This is a genomic window from Bartonella sp. OC68QHHN (assembly GCF_042193875.1).
GTDB classification, from domain to species: Bacteria; Pseudomonadota; Alphaproteobacteria; order Rhizobiales; family Rhizobiaceae; genus Bartonella; species Bartonella grahamii_A.
Genome location: NZ_JBHIME010000055.1, coordinates 1 through 16,967, shown reverse-complemented (window position 1 = coordinate 16,967; position 16,967 = coordinate 1). Strand labels below are relative to the sequence as shown.

The 16,967-nt window shown below is 35.1% G+C and carries 10 protein-coding genes, 1 tRNA gene and 1 pseudogene; 7 read left to right on the top strand and 5 right to left on the bottom strand.

Going from position 1 to position 16,967, the window contains the following annotated elements; translation table 11 throughout:
• Positions 1-1,048 precede the first annotated feature (1,048 nt).
• From ACFIJ0_RS06635 to ACFIJ0_RS06615, 5 genes and pseudogenes are all read left to right on the top strand, one after another.
• Positions 1,049-2,113: a ThiF family adenylyltransferase gene (locus tag ACFIJ0_RS06635; RefSeq protein ID WP_375644090.1), complete on the top strand. Its 1,065-nt coding sequence runs from the start codon at positions 1,049-1,051 to the stop codon at positions 2,111-2,113.
• On the top strand, positions 2,110-3,345 hold the full coding sequence (locus ACFIJ0_RS06630; RefSeq protein WP_375644088.1) for an MFS transporter: 1,236 nt from the start codon (positions 2,110-2,112) through the stop codon (positions 3,343-3,345). The genes ACFIJ0_RS06635 and ACFIJ0_RS06630 overlap by 4 nt, the downstream gene beginning before the upstream one ends.
• Before the next feature lie 1,320 nt (positions 3,346-4,665).
• Positions 4,666-4,806: pseudogene (locus ACFIJ0_RS06625) on the top strand (integrase); the annotation flags it as partial.
• Between the two features lie 111 nt (positions 4,807-4,917).
• Positions 4,918-5,130 carry a hypothetical protein gene (locus ACFIJ0_RS06620; RefSeq protein ID WP_375644022.1) on the top strand — a complete coding sequence of 71 codons (213 nt, stop codon included), beginning with the start codon at positions 4,918-4,920 and terminating at the stop codon, positions 5,128-5,130.
• Between the two features lie 207 nt (positions 5,131-5,337).
• Positions 5,338-5,706: a helix-turn-helix domain-containing protein gene (locus tag ACFIJ0_RS06615; RefSeq protein WP_375645236.1), complete on the top strand. Its 369-nt coding sequence runs from the start codon at positions 5,338-5,340 to the stop codon at positions 5,704-5,706.
• A gap of 101 nt (positions 5,707-5,807) precedes the next feature.
• Here the strand turns inward: ACFIJ0_RS06615 and ACFIJ0_RS06610 are convergent.
• Positions 5,808-5,898, bottom strand: a tRNA-Ser gene (locus ACFIJ0_RS06610).
• Between the two features lie 314 nt (positions 5,899-6,212).
• On the opposite strand from ACFIJ0_RS06610, the gene ACFIJ0_RS06605 reads away from it, so the two are divergent.
• Positions 6,213-7,415 (top strand): porin, encoded by a 1,203-nt coding sequence (locus ACFIJ0_RS06605; RefSeq protein WP_375624239.1) that lies wholly within the window; start codon positions 6,213-6,215, stop codon positions 7,413-7,415.
• A gap of 1,274 nt (positions 7,416-8,689) precedes the next feature.
• Here ACFIJ0_RS06605 and ACFIJ0_RS06600 read toward each other — a convergent pair.
• From ACFIJ0_RS06600 to ACFIJ0_RS06585, 4 genes are all read right to left on the bottom strand, one after another.
• Entirely contained in the window at positions 8,690-9,496 is an 807-nt protein-coding gene (locus tag ACFIJ0_RS06600) for an N-acetylmuramoyl-L-alanine amidase (RefSeq protein ID WP_375644019.1), read from the bottom strand.
• Positions 9,497-10,337: 841 nt separating this feature from the next.
• A complete protein-coding gene (locus ACFIJ0_RS06595) occupies positions 10,338-12,512 on the bottom strand; it encodes an isocitrate/isopropylmalate family dehydrogenase (RefSeq protein ID WP_375644021.1) in 2,175 nt (724 codons plus the stop codon).
• Positions 12,509-13,240: an alpha/beta fold hydrolase gene (locus ACFIJ0_RS06590; RefSeq protein WP_375624245.1), complete on the bottom strand. Its 732-nt coding sequence runs from the start codon at positions 13,238-13,240 to the stop codon at positions 12,509-12,511. Before ACFIJ0_RS06590 ends, ACFIJ0_RS06595 begins: the two co-directional genes overlap by 4 nt.
• A gap of 213 nt (positions 13,241-13,453) precedes the next feature.
• Positions 13,454-14,650 (bottom strand): multidrug effflux MFS transporter, encoded by a 1,197-nt coding sequence (locus tag ACFIJ0_RS06585; protein ID WP_375624247.1) that lies wholly within the window; start codon positions 14,648-14,650, stop codon positions 13,454-13,456.
• A gap of 624 nt (positions 14,651-15,274) precedes the next feature.
• Between ACFIJ0_RS06585 and ACFIJ0_RS06580 the strand changes: the two genes are divergently transcribed.
• Positions 15,275-15,991, top strand: a complete 717-nt coding sequence (locus ACFIJ0_RS06580) for a phage tail assembly protein (protein WP_375624249.1) — start codon at positions 15,275-15,277, stop codon at positions 15,989-15,991.
• The last annotated feature ends 976 nt before the right edge of the window (positions 15,992-16,967 follow it).

Here is a 16,967-nt window from a genome sequence, read left to right as displayed (position 1 = left end):
GGCTGGTTTTTCAGCGATCTGACCAAGCAGCAAAGGGTATTTAGCCGCTTCCTCACTTAAACAAATTTCCTCACCCTTGCCCGGTGAACGCTTACCTGCAACAAAATCGGCTTTGATTAAAATAACATAACTGTTCTCACGCATCATCACGTTCCTTAACGACTTGGGAACAAAATAATTTACCTATACCAGTATAGCCATGCGAGATAGATAAAAGATATGTTAGCAAAAATATGATAAGCAATAAGCCTTCTATCAACATAACTTTTTTTGTAAACATTTTTTATTTTCTCGTATGCAATAAAGTAAAATAAACAATTAAATTCATATCAAAATATTCATAATGAAATTTATTAAATCTATTTTAAATAATCTACAATAAAAATAAAAAATGATAAGTTGTACAACAATTAAATACGCTACACATAGAGTAAATCTATAAAAACTAATTTATTCAATAAAATAGTCATAGATTTTTCTGTCTAGCTTTATATCTCTATAGAAGCAATTTAATCACTTTATAGGTAACTTTAAAATATTTTAATAGGATATTATAATTGCTTCAAAAATAATATTTTGATTAATAACTCTATTAACAATTATAAAATGATGCGTATACAAAGTAGATAAACACAATAAATGTAGTGATCGACTAATTCTATAATATAGATTTGTTTGTTTTATCAGTAGCAGCAATAAAAAAGTTTGTTTTTTTACATAAATTCAAATTTATTCATTCTTTACATTATATTTTATGCTATTAATTTTAAGTTAATAAAGATCATAGAGTTTTAAAATGATAAGATGCGTTCTTTTCTCAATGTACATTCATCAATATTTGATATAAAAATATTTTTTTACATCATACAAAGTGTATTGACAATTTGATATAGGGTTATCCTTCCATATAAGTGGTGAATAATGAAAATATAAATAAAGGGGAGGAAATCGTGGATCATACAGAATATAACTAATGGCTAAAGAATTTTCTTTTCCCTGAATTATTTTTCAGGGAAAAGTTAGTTTGATCTATAAGTGGGGAGGAGAAATGAAACAACGATATATTTTAGGAAAATACACACGTGTTGTTGTTCGTGAAGAGGATGCTATTTTTGGTGCGGGTTCAAAGCAGTTTATTATCAATGATAAAAATTTTTGGGAGAACTTAGTGCTTATTGCAGCACAATGGGTAAAAAGAAAGACAGTAGATGAAGTTTACAATTCACTATCATTAATCATGTTAAAAGAAAATTTTGACCGTGCGTTTGATTTTCTTGTTTCTAACCATTTTCTTGTCCAAGCTGAAACATCAGACAATATCCTCAATAATCGCTATTCCAGAAGTCATCTCCATTATCAAAGCTATGGTATGCATCCAACCTCCGTTCAGCATATCCTTTTGCAAAAAAGTGTTGTCATTTTAGGGTGTGGTGGGATTGGTAATCATGTATCAGCAATGCTTGCATCCTCTGGCGTTGGAAAATTGACTCTTGTTGACAATGATGTGATCGAGATAACCAACCTTACCAGACAAATTCTTTTTACTGAAGAAGATATCGGTCTTCCGAAAACAACAGTTCTTAAACGTGAGCTGATGCGGAGAAACAGCCAAATTGAAGTTCATGAATTACAAATGTTGATTACTGAAAAAGAGGATATCAACAAATTACCCAAAGCTGATTTATGGATCATTTCTGCTGATTCACCTGTTCAGCTAGGCCTATGGATCAATGAATGGTGTGTAAAAAATAAACAAGCCTATATAAATTCCGGTTATGTTAATGATATAGCTGTCTTTGGTCCATTTTACATACCTGGTAAAACTGGTTGTTACGCATGTAGCTCGTCTATAGGCAATCTTCCAGCAAAAAGTGATCATCTTATTTATGAAGCTTGTGTTATGATTAATAATAACTTCAAAGTTGCTACATTTCCCCCTGTTAATGCACTTTCAGCTGCCATGTGTGCTAATGATGCTCTTAAATTTTTGGGTGGTTATGGAAGCCTTCTTTCCACGGATCGCCGTGTGGGGATATGGAGCAGCCAACTTTTCACAGAAGAGCGTTCTCTAAAGAAAAATCCTCACTATAAGGTTTGTGGAACAACACAATGAACAGACCACGCTCCCTTGCTCTCACCTATGGATCCTATAATGCTGTACGCATGCTGATCGGCGTTTACCATGCTATTTTTTTAATGTCCATGGGAGTTAGTCTGGCGCAATTAGCTCTGCTTCAGGTTGTCTTTTCCACCACCATCCTGCTGCTTGATTTTCCCTGTGCTGTTTTATCTGACAGATATCGGCGTAAATATTCCGTTATGGCTGGGGTCTTTATGACAGGAGTATTTTATCTTCTATGCCTTCAAGCTCCCAATATGACAGCACTTATTATTGCGCAAATTCTCTATGCAGCAGGCATTTGCATCATTGTCAGCGCCATTGACGGATGGATTTACCATTCTCTAGGCGATAAACAGGATCACTTTTCGCATTATGCTCATCTCTACCACCAGGTTAACTCTTTCGGAAGTATTCTCAGTGGGATTGTAGGAATTGGAACGATCTATTACTCTGGACAATATTTTATGGGATATATCATCTCATGCCTCATGATGGGATTTATTTTTTTGATATTCCTTATTGTTCCTGAAGAAAAGAAAACGACAATTGAAACATCCAAAACAAAAACAATCTTGCACAATGCCAAGGAAACGCTCTGGATATTTCAAAACACAGTAGGAGGAGCATGGTTTATTTTCCTCATGTGCCTTTTTAGCGCTGGTATTCAAATTATTTATCATTTCTGGCAACCGATAATACTTTCAAAGGGGAAAATTAATCACCTCAATGGTTCGCAAATGCTCGTCTTGATGTGCTGCCATATTGGAGCCTTTTCAGCACAATATTTTTCAAATTTACTGATGTCTAAGTATCATGTTCTTGATAAAAAATATAAGAATTCTATAAAATGTTTTTCCTTCTTTTCTGCACTGATGTGCATAGCGCTCTATTTTTCAGTTCATAGCCATCAAACTGCTGCATCAGTCATCGCCTTCTCTTTAATCCATGGATTTATTTGCACTGTACCGATCGGTGCAAAAAGCTTATTTTTCTCAGAACTTAACCAAAAACAAACGCGGCATATTTCCGGTGTTGTTGGTGCTGTCTCTTTTAGCGGAAGAATATTTTCAATTACAGTATTAAGTATTATTTCTTTTCTTCCTGCAAAAGTTTCTCCATCTTACTACCTAATATTACCGACCATTACTTTTTTCATGTGTGGTTTGGTTGTCATGAGATGGATGAAACATCTCTCACAAGTCTCTATAAAAGGACAATTTTAAAATTATCACCCACAATGTTTTCTTCTAAAAGAAATCGATACTTTTTTGAGAGCATTGCCACATCCAACTTTCAATATACAATGCAAATATAGAGTAATATGTTGATTTATAATCATAATATACCAAACTTGAATATTGTAAGATTCTTTCTTTTCAAATCTATTTTTATGGTTGAAACAATCAAATTCATTTGCTTGCACATCATAAGCAAAGAAAGCCGTATAGATAAAAACAATTTAGAAAAGAAAAAATGCCTTTTATGAACTCTCATAGTTAAAATCTATAACAACAGGAAGGCAGATATATAATATGCCTCTTTGCATCTTCATAAGGATACAAATGGTGTGGCTTTATAAGGCTGTATGTGTCTCACAGAAACTTTTGTGTTTTATACCATTTACGAGGTGGCGTCGCAAAATGGGCTTATACACATTGCAAAGATATCTCTTTAAAACAAGTGCATAAATTGGCAACACAAGTATATTTGTGTTTAGAACATGCTTTTTATATGAGAGGCATAATCCCAACGGAATAAACAAAAGCGTGAGATACGCAATCTTCATTATTTAAAGGACACGACCATAGAGATTCATGAAATTTGTAAAACTGAATTAATAAGATGATGATAAAAATGGGAGCTCATTTCCATCTTTTCCGTTTTCATATTTTTTTCAAAATTAAAAGATCCTTCCGTTTTTAGAAATAACTCGCTAACAGATATATACAATATTTTCTCCCCTATTTGATATATAAAAGCTGACATAACCGATAAAGCAGTAAACCATCTTAAATATTGATCTCAAATATGCCGTTGTATAAGGAATAGGTGTTGATTGACACACTATAGCAAAAGCAAAAGCTTAGTAAAACAACGTCATAAAATAATAAATATGCCACCAAACGATTGAAACGACATAGGGAGATCAAAAACACTTTGTAGAACCAAATCCGTAACATATCTAGCTTTACGGCCGCTTATTCTTACAAACGTTCATGCTGCTCCCTATATCCATAAAAATAAATAAGCAATCCTTAGCTAAAAAATATGCAACGTCAATGTGATGCGACAACAGAGCTTCGCTTTCCTTTATCAAAAAAAACATGAGAAATTTTGAAACAAACCCTTCTTTCTCGCGATATTTTTTCCAAAACTGATCATATTTCCTTTAATATAAATTGGCATAGAAATTTACATGAAACATATTGCGCTTAAAATATCCCCCATCGGTTTTGCTTTAGTTTACACCATTAGAAAAAAAGTTTTTGTAACTTATTTCGTGAAACATAAAATTAAAAATCACACAGGAATTAAGAAAATGAGCAACCACACGCGCTGCTAACGCAGATATTACAATTTCGCAAATAAAATCTAGATGGAAGGAAGATAAAATAGCACCACTCTATACCAAAACAGCCAATAGAAAATGTCTAGCAAGAAAAGCAATCAAAAAGCTTCACAAAATTGGGATTGGTAGAAAAGCAAATGAGCACAAATCACTGAAAACAAAGTTCCTACACACAATCGACTGCTTTTATAACAATAAANAGGTGAACGCGTGTGTGGATGGAAACATGGTTAGAAAAAAAACACAAGACGATATAGAGCTTACAGAAGCAGAAAAAGAAATCCTTCAAGAAATCATCATGACCTACAAAAGTGTAAAAGTGATGTCACGTTATACGAAATGGCTTGTACTCATTATACTCTTATTAGCGCTTGATTTTTCACGTATTATGGATGCGTTTGTAAGTATTTTTACACAAAAACCAAATATCCGACTCTAAATACACATCTGAGACGCGCGAAATTCTTTAGAAAATGAATTCTTAATTTTGCTCGTCTCATGGAGGCTATCAATAATGTCATTGCACATTTAAAGCAGTGGTTCTCAAAAAATTAAAAAAACCATTATAGTAAAAAATTAGTTAACGAAAACCTGAGAATTTCTGCTAGAATCACGAGAGAGCTTCTTTTTTAATAGGATTTTTTAGATGCCAACACCATTTGGTAAAACCTTACGCAAACTTCGCATTGATCATTCAGAACGCCTTTTAGATATGGCTAAAAAATTAGATATATCTGTAGCATTTTTATCATCTGTAGAAATTGGCAAAAAGTCTGTTCCTGTAGGACTGGAGGAAAAGCTAATTGAACTCTATGCTTTAGATCAAGAGGTAGCAGAAATTTTGAGAAGAGAATCGGATGCTTGTCGCAAAAGCTTCACTATAAAGCCTTCTAATCCGTTGAGTCGTGAAATTGTTGGCATATTTGTTAGAAATTTACATAATCTTTCACAACAGGATTTAGCAGAATTTAAAAAATTATTAGAGAAAGCTAGCAAACAAGCATGCGCTTCGTAGAAGCATGTTCGAGAATCCTATTCCCGAACCTTTATTTACGAATCCCGCACCTTGAAAAAACACACATAAAATCAATAAGTTATAGCACCATAAAAGTGCTGTGGCGGAGAGGAAGAGATTCGAACTCTCGAGAGCCTTTTGAGCCCTACTCCCTTAGCAGGGGAGCGCCTTCGACCACTCGGCCACCTCTCCAACAAAGAGGCATAAATGGTATCAACAGAAAGTTCAAGACATTTTCGATTTTTTTCCCAAATATCTAAAAATTTTCTCCTTTATGGAGCCCATAGGGATAAAAAGTTAAAAAACAAAAATTGTGTCTTTTTTACCACATTATCTCGAATAGTACATGTATACATTACAAAAAGGTAATTTCATATTTGAAACTCTAAAAAGATTAGTATAGCTAAGATAACAAATGTCGCGTATTTTAGTTATATCTTTGACCTTAATGCATTAGGCAAATGATACTCTTTAGAAGAAGATTAAACGGACCTCGGAGATCCCATATGAATATTAAATCGCTCGTTTTAAGCACTACAGCAGCTTTTTTAGCAATTTCTGGAGTTCATGCTGCTTCAACAGTTATCGCCGAACCCGAACCTGTAGAATATATTCGCGTTTGTGATGCCTACGGAAAAGGATATTTTTATATCCCTGGAACAGAAACCTGCATGCGTTTATCAGGAAATGTTCGTGCCGATTTTATAGGCGGTGATAATATCGATGCAACAACCGAAACAGAACTGAACAACAAAAGAAAAACCTATGGCGCATCATCACGGCTCACCCTTGTTTTTCAAGCAGCTTCTGAAACAGAAATGGGAACACTTCGTTCATATGCAAGAATTTATTCAAACTGGGGTGATGGTGTAGACAACGCTGGGGCAAAGCTTGCAGCCGCTTACATTGAACTGGGTGGTTTTCGCGTAGGTCTTGATGACACAATTTTCAACAGCTGGACTGGTGGTTATGGAGATGTTCTCAATGATGACAGCATAGCACCTGCCGGCACAACACGCACCAATTTTATTTCCTACACCTTTAGTGGTGACTCTGGCTTTTCTGCTATTATCGGAGCTGAATTAGGTAATAATTCAGATACTCTTCCTGGAATAATAAGAGGATACTATATTGATAAAGATGGACAACTTGTTTCTATCACTGAGGATACTCTTCCAAGTAAAGCAATTAAAAATTACACACCCAATGTGGTTTTGGGTATAAAGTTTATGCAAAAATGGGGTGGTTTTTCAGCGGTTGCAGCATATGATACTTACTACAAAAAGTGGGCTGGAAAAGTACGTGCAGATTTCAATATCAATGATCGTTTCAATCTATGGATAATGGCTGGTTATAAAAATGGCCTTGATTACTACACAGTAAAGGAAAATAGTGATGAATTATCACGAAACAGCACAACGATTTATGCAAACTGGGGCGGTGAATGGGCTGGTTGGGCAGGTGCAACTTATAAGCTCACGCCAAAGACAAATTTGAATGCACAAATTTCTTATAGTGCTGTAAAAACTTTTGCAACTTCTGTAAATATTGCATACACGTTGGTTCCAGGGTTTGTAATTACACCTGAATTAACCTATGTTTCTTGGAATGATGATCGCGTTGTGAAGGGAGAGAATAATGATGAAAAACATTTATTCAATAAAAAAAGTGCTTTTCAAGGTATGATCCGTTTACAGCGTTCATTCTAATCCTATTTAAGCTAGAAATTTAAAAAACCGGCAACATAAGTTGCCGGTTTTTATTTTTGAAATCAAATATCATGAGCATCTTTTCCTGATCCTTATTTTCTTGTCTTTTTGACAAAAATTACTGACTTTCACAAAAATATCCTCAGAAAATTAACCTAATGTGCTTAATAAGAACACTGCATACGTGACGCTTACACATCAATTCAAACAATCTCTTGCTTGCCCCTTAAAGATGAACAAATCCCTTTTCTTTATTACCAAATTGATCTTTTCTTGGTAATTTACTTCTAACCTTTGTAATTGAAGGTAAGATCTTCTCAGATAAATTCTGCACTGAACAGGTAAAATATTGAAAAAAACAAGACATCACTGAGTTTTTGATATGCATGAATGTGTCTTCTATTCACATCCTAAAACACAACATTTTACAACACTGCAGCGCATTAAAAAAACTTAATCATCAAGAAACATGTTGTCAAAACGATGAAAATATCCTCTAAAGCAATAAAAGAGAAAATAGATATATCTTCAAAAAATGAATTGACCTCCTCCCCTTCTAAAGAATAGAGACTCCTATCAATAGCAATCTGTAAACGACCCTATTTTTCTTGAATCTGCATCACATTGATTTATAATGGCAATTTATTATTTTGCATGTTGAATCAACCAAAACCATTCACTTGTACACGACAAGCGGGAGAGAGCCGTGTGCATAAAAATGAGGAAAGAAAAGAAAAACCTTCTATAAATCGTTTTAAGTTCCAAGGGCTTTAGTAACATTGAGATCTGACAAAATGTATGATGGTGCTAGGCCCTTTTATTAAGCATAAAAATGAGAATACACTTCATAGAGGATTTTAGATTATATTCTTTACGAACGTCACTGTAAAATATGTGTTGTGATACACACTAAAAAACATTTCTTTCAAACAAGCATGTAAATATACAATATTAGTCCATTTTAATTAATCTATTTTGATTGAAGCGTTTTATCTTGCGTAAGGATCATGCCGTTATATACGCAACATCTTGATTTAGCTCATTTTTAAAGGAAAGAAAATATAAGACAAAGAAACAGTAAAATTTAATCTCTGCAAATCATAGAGCTTTCTGTAGAGCTATGTTTCCATAAAACGCCTTATACCGTACATGGGATTTTTTACACGCTTAATGCCCCTTTTTACATAAAGCCAATTGGCAAAAAGGAGCCTCTCTTGAGAATAAAAAGGCTTCCACGTAATCATAACCATATTTTCAATTAAAACACATTGAATTCACGGAAAATATTTATCAACCAATGCATAAAGAATTGCTGCTGTTTCAACATCTAGAATCCCATCATAATTTTCTTGACGAAAATGAAGTTGAAATGCTCGAATCAGATCTTTGTATCCTGTTTGAGTACACGCAGCAGAAATGTCATATCCATAACATTTTAGCTTCACCAAAACATCTTCTTTGGGTGGAAAATTCTTAGAGAATTGCTCTTGGTAATGAGTTTTTAGTTCATCATCATACCATGCCCCTATACCAGCCCTATAAAGTTCTCTCCATGGGAAAGCTGCTCCTGGATCACTTTTCCTTCCAATGGCAATATCACTATGTCCCACAACATCAGTTGGCATAATATCGGGATACCGTTGAAGAATATTCAATGCAAGTTCCTTAACGGCATCAATTTGTATTGGATTATAAGGAGGAAATATAAACCCCTGATCATGATAAGTCATTAAATCAACTGTTTCTTCTGAAGGCTCAGAATGACCAGTCGCTAAATTAACGATTTCAACTCCGATAGATGCATCATTGAGATGGCTGTGTCCAGCCCATGAACTCACACCCGCATGCCATGCACGCTCATTTTCATCGACCAGATTAAAAATACGCATGTCCTTAAAGCCTGCCTCACAATATGTCTGCTCTGAAGGATCGGGTACAAGATAGTGTGCACTAACCTTTTCTCCTGTAAGCGCCATAATTGAAGCTTTAAAATCAAGAGCCGTATAATGCATAACGAGAAAACGAACGCGACGATTAAAACTCTTGACAGAACGATAACTGTTGTAATCAATCTGATACATAAAAGCCCTTTCTTTTTTGCTTTAAAAAACCACTGCGCATCACAACAGATTTGCAATGAAATTCCCCTCTAGATACTAAGAATTACGCCCAAAACTTGTTCATCAAAAACATTGACACTCTTATCAACAATTAAGACACATTTTTATTTCTCCTCCACACATACGTAAAATGTTTTTAACCAAATTCACAAACACTCCACACCAAATATTTTCCCCAAACAAATTCCTACAAATTACTAATCGAAAAGAAAACAAAAGCGTAAAATGATCACTCCTTAAATCTTCACGTCTTACAGAAAAAATAGTTCTGCCTGTTATCAAATTGAGAAATATCACTCCTCGGAAGCGAACACCCAACGATCATGCAATCACACCAAAACTTAAAGAAAAAATTTTATGAGCTCTTTACAGAAGTTTATTACCAGATAAATGAACGACACATATTTACAATAAACTCTTCACAAACATATTTTTCAATAAAATTTGCAAAGCTTTCCTGTAAATGACACGACTTCTTGTCTTTTCACAACATCGCTTTTTGATTTACAAAGAATCTCAATTATTTGCAACGCTTGAAGCACACGAAGTCTCTGAATTCCTTTCATAGGCTCTATAGAAGGTAACATATTGATTTATAATAATAATTAATCGATTATAAATATCGAATGTAAAGAGTCTAATATAGTAAAGTCTTTCTTATCTTGAATCAATCAAAGTCATTGACTTAAACATCAAAAGAGAAATGAACCTATAGACAAAAACCACTTAAAAAAGAATAAAAATACTTCTTACAATAGAGCATTCAATAAGTTAAACAATATTTTTACGTCCCTGTAGAGGTTCATTTGCTTTTCTCAGTTTGCAAATATCTTTTTAAAACCAACCAAGCTGCATATTCTTGTAAGACGGCACCTAAAAGTGGTCGCGTATAGGGAAAAGTTATACAATCATCGTCATAACCTTTCATCCGTATAGTCATCGTGGCATGTCCAAGGCTTTCTTCTTGATTTTCTAATGTCTTGATGAAAGGTGATAAGCTCACTTCAACCTCAAGCTTTGGAATATCCTTTGTACTTTTTTTGATTGGTTGAAAATATTTTAAAAGATGTTGATCACTGGAAGACCAATGAACCTCTGCATGCATCGCTAATTGTTTACAAGCAGTAGTAACTTCTGCACCAACCAAATAGGGGTGAAAATGATTTTCAAATTCTTCCACGAAATGTTGTCCCAAGGGCGCTTCTGATTGACCAACAAGCTGTACAAGAACATAAGGACTTTTCCATAAAAAATGCCGTTCAAATGGCTCATTTTCAAGATGACAATCAACCCACTGCGCAATGCTACTTTCATCAATTCCAATCAAAGTCCACGCATACCCCGCACGCGATACAGAAGAATAGTTCTTCTCATTGTGTTCTAAATAATTCTCTAAAAGCGCAAGAGCCTGTGAGGGCGGACCAGGCAAAACAACAAGCGTACTTCCATCGCAAGAGAGATAAAACCCTGGTGCTGTGCCTGTAGGATTATCAAGCACGGTTGCTGTCTTAGGAAACAATGCTTGACGCGCATTACTCTTATCTGCCGTAATCCCTAATCGTTGTAATTGACCTTTTATTGTTTGCCAAACATCTTCATGATGTACCAAAGGCTGCTTTACAGCTTGAGCAACTCCATCCCGTGTTTTATCATCTGATGTTGGTCCCAATCCCCCACTGATAATGATAAGATCTTCTTGTCCAAGACAAGAAACAACAGTCTCGCTGATGTGCTTTAATTGATCAGCACAAACAAAATGACGTGTGACTTGAATATTCCTCTTGTTTAAGCTTTGACTTAAATCTTGTAAACTCGTATTCAAATATTGTCCTGAAAGGAGTTCATCACCAACGGTAATAATTGCCGCATGACAAACAGAGACAGGATTCACAAGAGAATTAAGAACAGCTTTAGCCATCTGATGAGTAGTAGCTAAACCTCCCAAATCATAGGTAACAGTTTTTCCAGCACGAATAACCTGATCAACACTCTCAGATAATTGTTTTGCTTCCTCCTGAAAGCCTAAATGCTCTAAAAGTAAAGCCGTGGTATAAAGCATCGCAGAAGGATTTGCTTTATTTTGTCCAGCAATGCGTAGTGCGCTTCCATGAACAGGTTCAAAATAAGTAATCTCGCTCCCCACATTTGCACTAGGAGCAAGCCCCAATCCCCCCATTACTCCAGAGCCAAGATCAGAGAGAATATTGCCAAACATGTTTTCAGCAACAATCACGCCAAACTGCTCTGGCTTCGTTGCAATCCATAAAGCAACCGCATCAACATTATAAATATCTGCTTCAATTTCCGGATAGTTTTGCGCAATTTTCTCAAAAATTTCTCGAGAAAATTGCCCACTTTCTCGCATAACATTAGGCTTATCAGCAAAAGTAACTCGCCTCACGCCATATTTCTTTGCATAAGAAAAAGCGTATTCGAATAACCGCTCTAAACCAAAGCGTGTCTGCAAACGGACTGTCCACGCGGCTTCTTCAAGCCCATATTTTGTCAAATTGGGATGTCTTAACCAAGCGGCTATTTCAGGAGTGATACCCCGAAAATCCAATCCAGCATAAAGTCCTTCACTTTTTTCTCTGATAACACAAAAATGAAAAGGTTTTCTCGGACCAAAGATGTATCTTATAGGGCGTATATTTGCAAACAACCCTAATTTTTGGCGAAGCTGAAGTACAGGAGAAACATAGGCAAGGTTTTGCTCTTTTAAATGCGGTTTAAGTTCTTTTAACGCCGCTTCTTTTCCTTTACTGGTCACAGCTCCAAGTAAAATCGCATCACTCTGAGTAATTTTTTGCCAAGTTGCTTGAGGGACAGGATCTCCTCCCTGTTTCCAACATTCAAAACCAATATCACCATAAGTAAACTCAATTGGCAATTGAAATTGCTCTAAGACCATCAGCGCAGCTTCACAAACCTCTGGTCCTATCCCATCACCAGGTAATACAAGAACTTTCTTTTTCATAATCCATCCATCCATTCATCAATGACTGCATCCGTCATAATAGGATTATCCTCCCACAAACGTGTACCAACACCAGAGATGATCTTATATTCATGATTGAAACAAGGGCTTTTCGTCTGATTATCTACCGTTGCAAGTTGTGACTTTTCTCCTACTAAAGCTAAAAACTTCCCCTTATACTTAACTATTTCATCTCTAGCATCCATCGCCAATAAGAGTTTAAACCCTCTTGCCATGCGTTCAATTGCCGCGCTTTTTTGTTCATCAGGAACCTCCAATAAAACCCTTTTTTTCATAATGCCAGAAGGATGCATAAAACCATTGAGTGTTTCCAAAGCTCCCGACAAATCATTATTTTCTAAGTAAACAAGAATATCTCTAAGGCGCCGTTGCAAAACCTTATCTGGATAGCCAGGTGCATTCACAGCAAGTACAGCTTGAACATTAGGAAGCCGTGCTGCCAATATTTGTACCAATGTTCCAGCCATAGAAAATCCCACAAGCACTGCGGGCTCTTTAAAATAACTTTTAAGTTTTTCTGCCATAAAAGATAAAATGTCTACAGCAGAATGATTGAGAACATGAGAACTCTTAGGAAAAAGAGAAAGCGTATCCAGCAGCGTGACAGGAAATCCTTTTGATAAGCATAGCTTTGTCAATGGAGAACAAAAAACACCACCATCCCAAATTGGCATTACAGGAGAAAGAATAATAATAGGAAGGCTCATTGATCAATTCCTCCCCTTATTTTCAAACATGCATTATAGGAGGAAGTTTTCCCACCCATAATAATCGATTTGTTAAACTCAAACTAAGCTTGTAACAAATTTTAAACCCACTCAATCAAACAACTTAATAAAAAATTCATCTAATGTACAGATGCCCCATTCGTGTAAAACATCAAAAACATTTCTGTATAATGCTTTATTTTATCATTTCATTCAGCTCATTTCTAAGATCATAAACTCACGCACTTTGCGAATATAAATGATAAAACCAATCACGCAACACACAGCTAACAAAGTTGCCATAGCCCGTGGGCTATGGCCAGATATCTTTCCGATAACCGCCGCACTTAGCGCCGCACTTCCTAATTGCAAAGACCCCATAACACCAGAAGCCGCTCCAGCAGCTTGCGGATGCGATGAAATAGCCAACGCTGTTCCTAACGGCAATAAAAAACCATTACCAAAAGTAAGAACAGCAATAGCAATAAAACTTGTCACAAGGGGCCATGGGCTTAGATACATTTGCACAGCAAAGAGCACGCCTCCTATAACAAAAATAATGTACCCTCGACAGACAGTTTTTTCCATAGACTCGCGTTCGAAAAACCATCGTGCCAAAAGATTTCCCAAAATATAGGGCAGTGAGACACCAATATAGCTATAACTAATGTGTATCGGTGATAGACCCAAAATCGTGAGTAAAAAAGGCGATTCCACAATATAAGCAAAATAGGCAGCGTAAGAAAAACACGGAATAAGTGCATAAAAAATAAATTGCTTATTTCTAAGAACCCCTAAATATGCCTTCATAAATCCTACAGGAGAAAAATGCTGCCGCTTTTGAGGAGGCAGAGTTTCAGTTAGCACAAAACAACACAACAAAATGGTCAAAAATATAAAAAAGCTTAAAAAGATAAAAGTTGCCTGCCAATGAAATGCTTGTATCAAAAGTCCACCAATGAAAGGCGCAAGTGCTGGTGACATTCCAATAAAAGGGAAAACAATCAAATAAAGTTTTCCGGCTGCTTTTTTATCCAACAAATCATTGATAATTGCACGACTTAAGACAAGTCCTGCACAAGCACCAAGACCTTGCAAAAAACGTAACACAAGAAAAGCGTGAATATGAACCGTATAAATTACACCAATGGTCGTAAACAACCATAAAAATAAGCCCAATAGCAGTGTTTTTTTACGCCCAAAATTATCACTCAGCGGCCCATAAATGAGCTGTCCAACTGCCAATGCCAACAAAAAAACTGCCACTGCACTCTGAATTTGAGATTGTGTCACTTTATAATATTGACGCATCTCTCCCAGTGCTGGTAAAAAAATATCGGTAGAAAGCAATCCCCCCGTTGATAAACATACAATAAGTATAATAAATAGCAAGTTATATTTATGAATCATAAAGAAAATCACACTTTTTAGTTAGAGATTAAATAGTATTTAATTAAATATAAAAAATATAATTATATTTTATGCTTATACATACAAATAATAATTATTAAAAGTGTTATTATTTTACTTTATAAAAATATTATTTTTCTTATAGACAGCGTTTTGTTTTACAGACCTCATGGGACAAAAAGTTATCCCCTAAATAAGCTCTCCTGTACAAACACTTTGCCGTAATCTTCCGCTGCTTTTTTCATTGATATCATAAGCAAAAACACAATCTCTCTCCACGGCAACAGTCCCACTTTCTATACAATATCCATCAAAGTTGATCGATAAAACGCAAAGCAGAAAAACAATCTCTAACGTCTCTACCCCAAAATCACTACGGTATAAACACAGCGCATAACACAACAATAGCTTGAAGACCCTATCAACACAAATCTTTATTGTAAAGAATTTAGGTCTATCAGCTCATAGAGTATAATGACACTTCTGCAAAAAAAACAAATATATTTTGCTCATTTCATAAAACTTTTTACTTAAGATAAAAAATTAAAAAAGCTGTATAACATCTTGATAAATATAATACTGTAATTTAATATGTTTTATTTAATTGACTCACAGGAGCTGTGAATGTGCATAATAGAAATAACACGCGTCCCATTACTGATACCTCTTACAGTTGAAGGGAAAACATATACAGAGATTAGTTTACGACGTGCAAAAGTTAAAGACTTAAGAGCGATAAGCAAAAAGGAAGGGATCAAGCAAACAATAGAAATGATTGCCTGTCTTTCAGGATGGTCTTATGATATGATCAACAAACTTGATAAGCATGACTTTTCAAATATCAAAGATATTTTGGACTCCTCAGTAAAAGAAGCGCTCGACAAAATAATCAGCATCAGTAACGGTATTAAAATGGCTTTGAAAAATCCATTCACAAACTATATCGAAAGTTTTATCCATGCAATAAAAACACACATAGAAAAAATAATGAGTGTCTGTATTTTCAGCAACACCATTTTGGAAAAATGCAAAAATAGTTTGTATAAAGATACATTTGAAACACAGGATATAAAAAACAAAAAAGAAGAAATCTTTAGCGACTATACACCAATAACAGTACATAATCCTTCTAATACACCGATTCAAATGAACATTATAAATTACGGTATCTTCATACAAAATAGTCCATCAGGACATATGCATATTACATCTCATCCCAAAACCGAAGACACAACAAAAAAGCCAATTTTGAATATAATCTTAAAATTGTCAGACATTGCCTCAAACATTTTGAATCTGCCCTCTTGGTGTTGGGAGTTTTTACTTAAAAGATTGAAATAATTTTTCGAGTATTATTTCTAAGTAAAATAACAAGGAGGAGAGCGTAAAATCAAAGGTCTTTCCTCCCTTTTCACTTATCTCGGCTTTTTAAATTGCAGCTTATTAATATTTTTTTGATCATCAAAACATACTATTCGTCATAAAAGCAGCAGATAAAGAGGAAAATTATAGCGAACATGATTTCTTAGAAAAAAGCAAACAATGACTAAGAAATTTTACTTTTTATCCTCAAACACAAGGGACACCATCAACAACCAAAAGAAGCCTCACACAAGAACAGTCATACTTTTTATGAAAAAATTTCTATACGGCACAGGAGGATCAATCAATATGCGCCTAAAACATCAACATCCCCCTTGATACTGCTGATCATATGTTGATCAAAAAATTATTATAAAAACAATCTCTTGTCATGCAAACACTCTTTTCAAATTTTCCAACAGAGCCCTAATAAAACAAACATATGACATCATTTTGCGCGACCAGCTCATGATGTAAAAAAACGCTTAATCTCTTTACACCTTGGACGCTCAACAAAATTCTCCATTAACAGCTCTAAACAAAAACTTAAAAAACCAATAAATTCCCTGATGATATACAATACTTTTGCTTTGGTTAATTCGGTTTTCCGGACCTCAAGAAGTCCCAAAAACAGAAAAAAGCCGAGCCGACAATTAAGATCTTGCAGCCTTGCAAACACACCCCACACACCCTACAGCACAAGAAACAGCTTCAACAGCTTCTGCTTCCCCCAGGACACGAGGTGCAATTATAAATTATCCCGTCTCATAAGAGATAAAGTGATCACACGAACACATCTTTCTTCAAGCATAAATGAGATCTTTCGAGTTGTATAGCCACATTTTACTTCTCATAACAAACATTTATTTAAAGTATTTTCCTCTACCTTTTTAGGGTTTCTTTACCGCTTTTGGAACATAATTGTCAAAAAGACATTGTATCTCCAGCATATTCA

Coding starts and splice junctions, on each gene's coding strand:
- ACFIJ0_RS06635 (WP_375644090.1), top strand. CDS start 1,049: ATGAAACAACGATATATTTTAGGAAAATACACACGTGTTGTTGTTCGT.
- ACFIJ0_RS06630 (WP_375644088.1), top strand. CDS start 2,110: ATGAACAGACCACGCTCCCTTGCTCTCACCTATGGATCCTATAATGCT.
- ACFIJ0_RS06620 (WP_375644022.1), top strand. CDS start 4,918: ATGGTTAGAAAAAAAACACAAGACGATATAGAGCTTACAGAAGCAGAA.
- ACFIJ0_RS06615 (WP_375645236.1), top strand. CDS start 5,338: ATGCCAACACCATTTGGTAAAACCTTACGCAAACTTCGCATTGATCAT.
- ACFIJ0_RS06605 (WP_375624239.1), top strand. CDS start 6,213: ATGAATATTAAATCGCTCGTTTTAAGCACTACAGCAGCTTTTTTAGCA.
- ACFIJ0_RS06600 (WP_375644019.1), bottom strand. CDS start 9,496: ATGTATCAGATTGATTACAACAGTTATCGTTCTGTCAAGAGTTTTAAT.
- ACFIJ0_RS06595 (WP_375644021.1), bottom strand. CDS start 12,512: ATGAAAAAGAAAGTTCTTGTATTACCTGGTGATGGGATAGGACCAGAG.
- ACFIJ0_RS06590 (WP_375624245.1), bottom strand. CDS start 13,240: ATGAGCCTTCCTATTATTATTCTTTCTCCTGTAATGCCAATTTGGGAT.
- ACFIJ0_RS06585 (WP_375624247.1), bottom strand. CDS start 14,650: ATGATTCATAAATATAACTTGCTATTTATTATACTTATTGTATGTTTA.
- ACFIJ0_RS06580 (WP_375624249.1), top strand. CDS start 15,275: ATGTGCATAATAGAAATAACACGCGTCCCATTACTGATACCTCTTACA.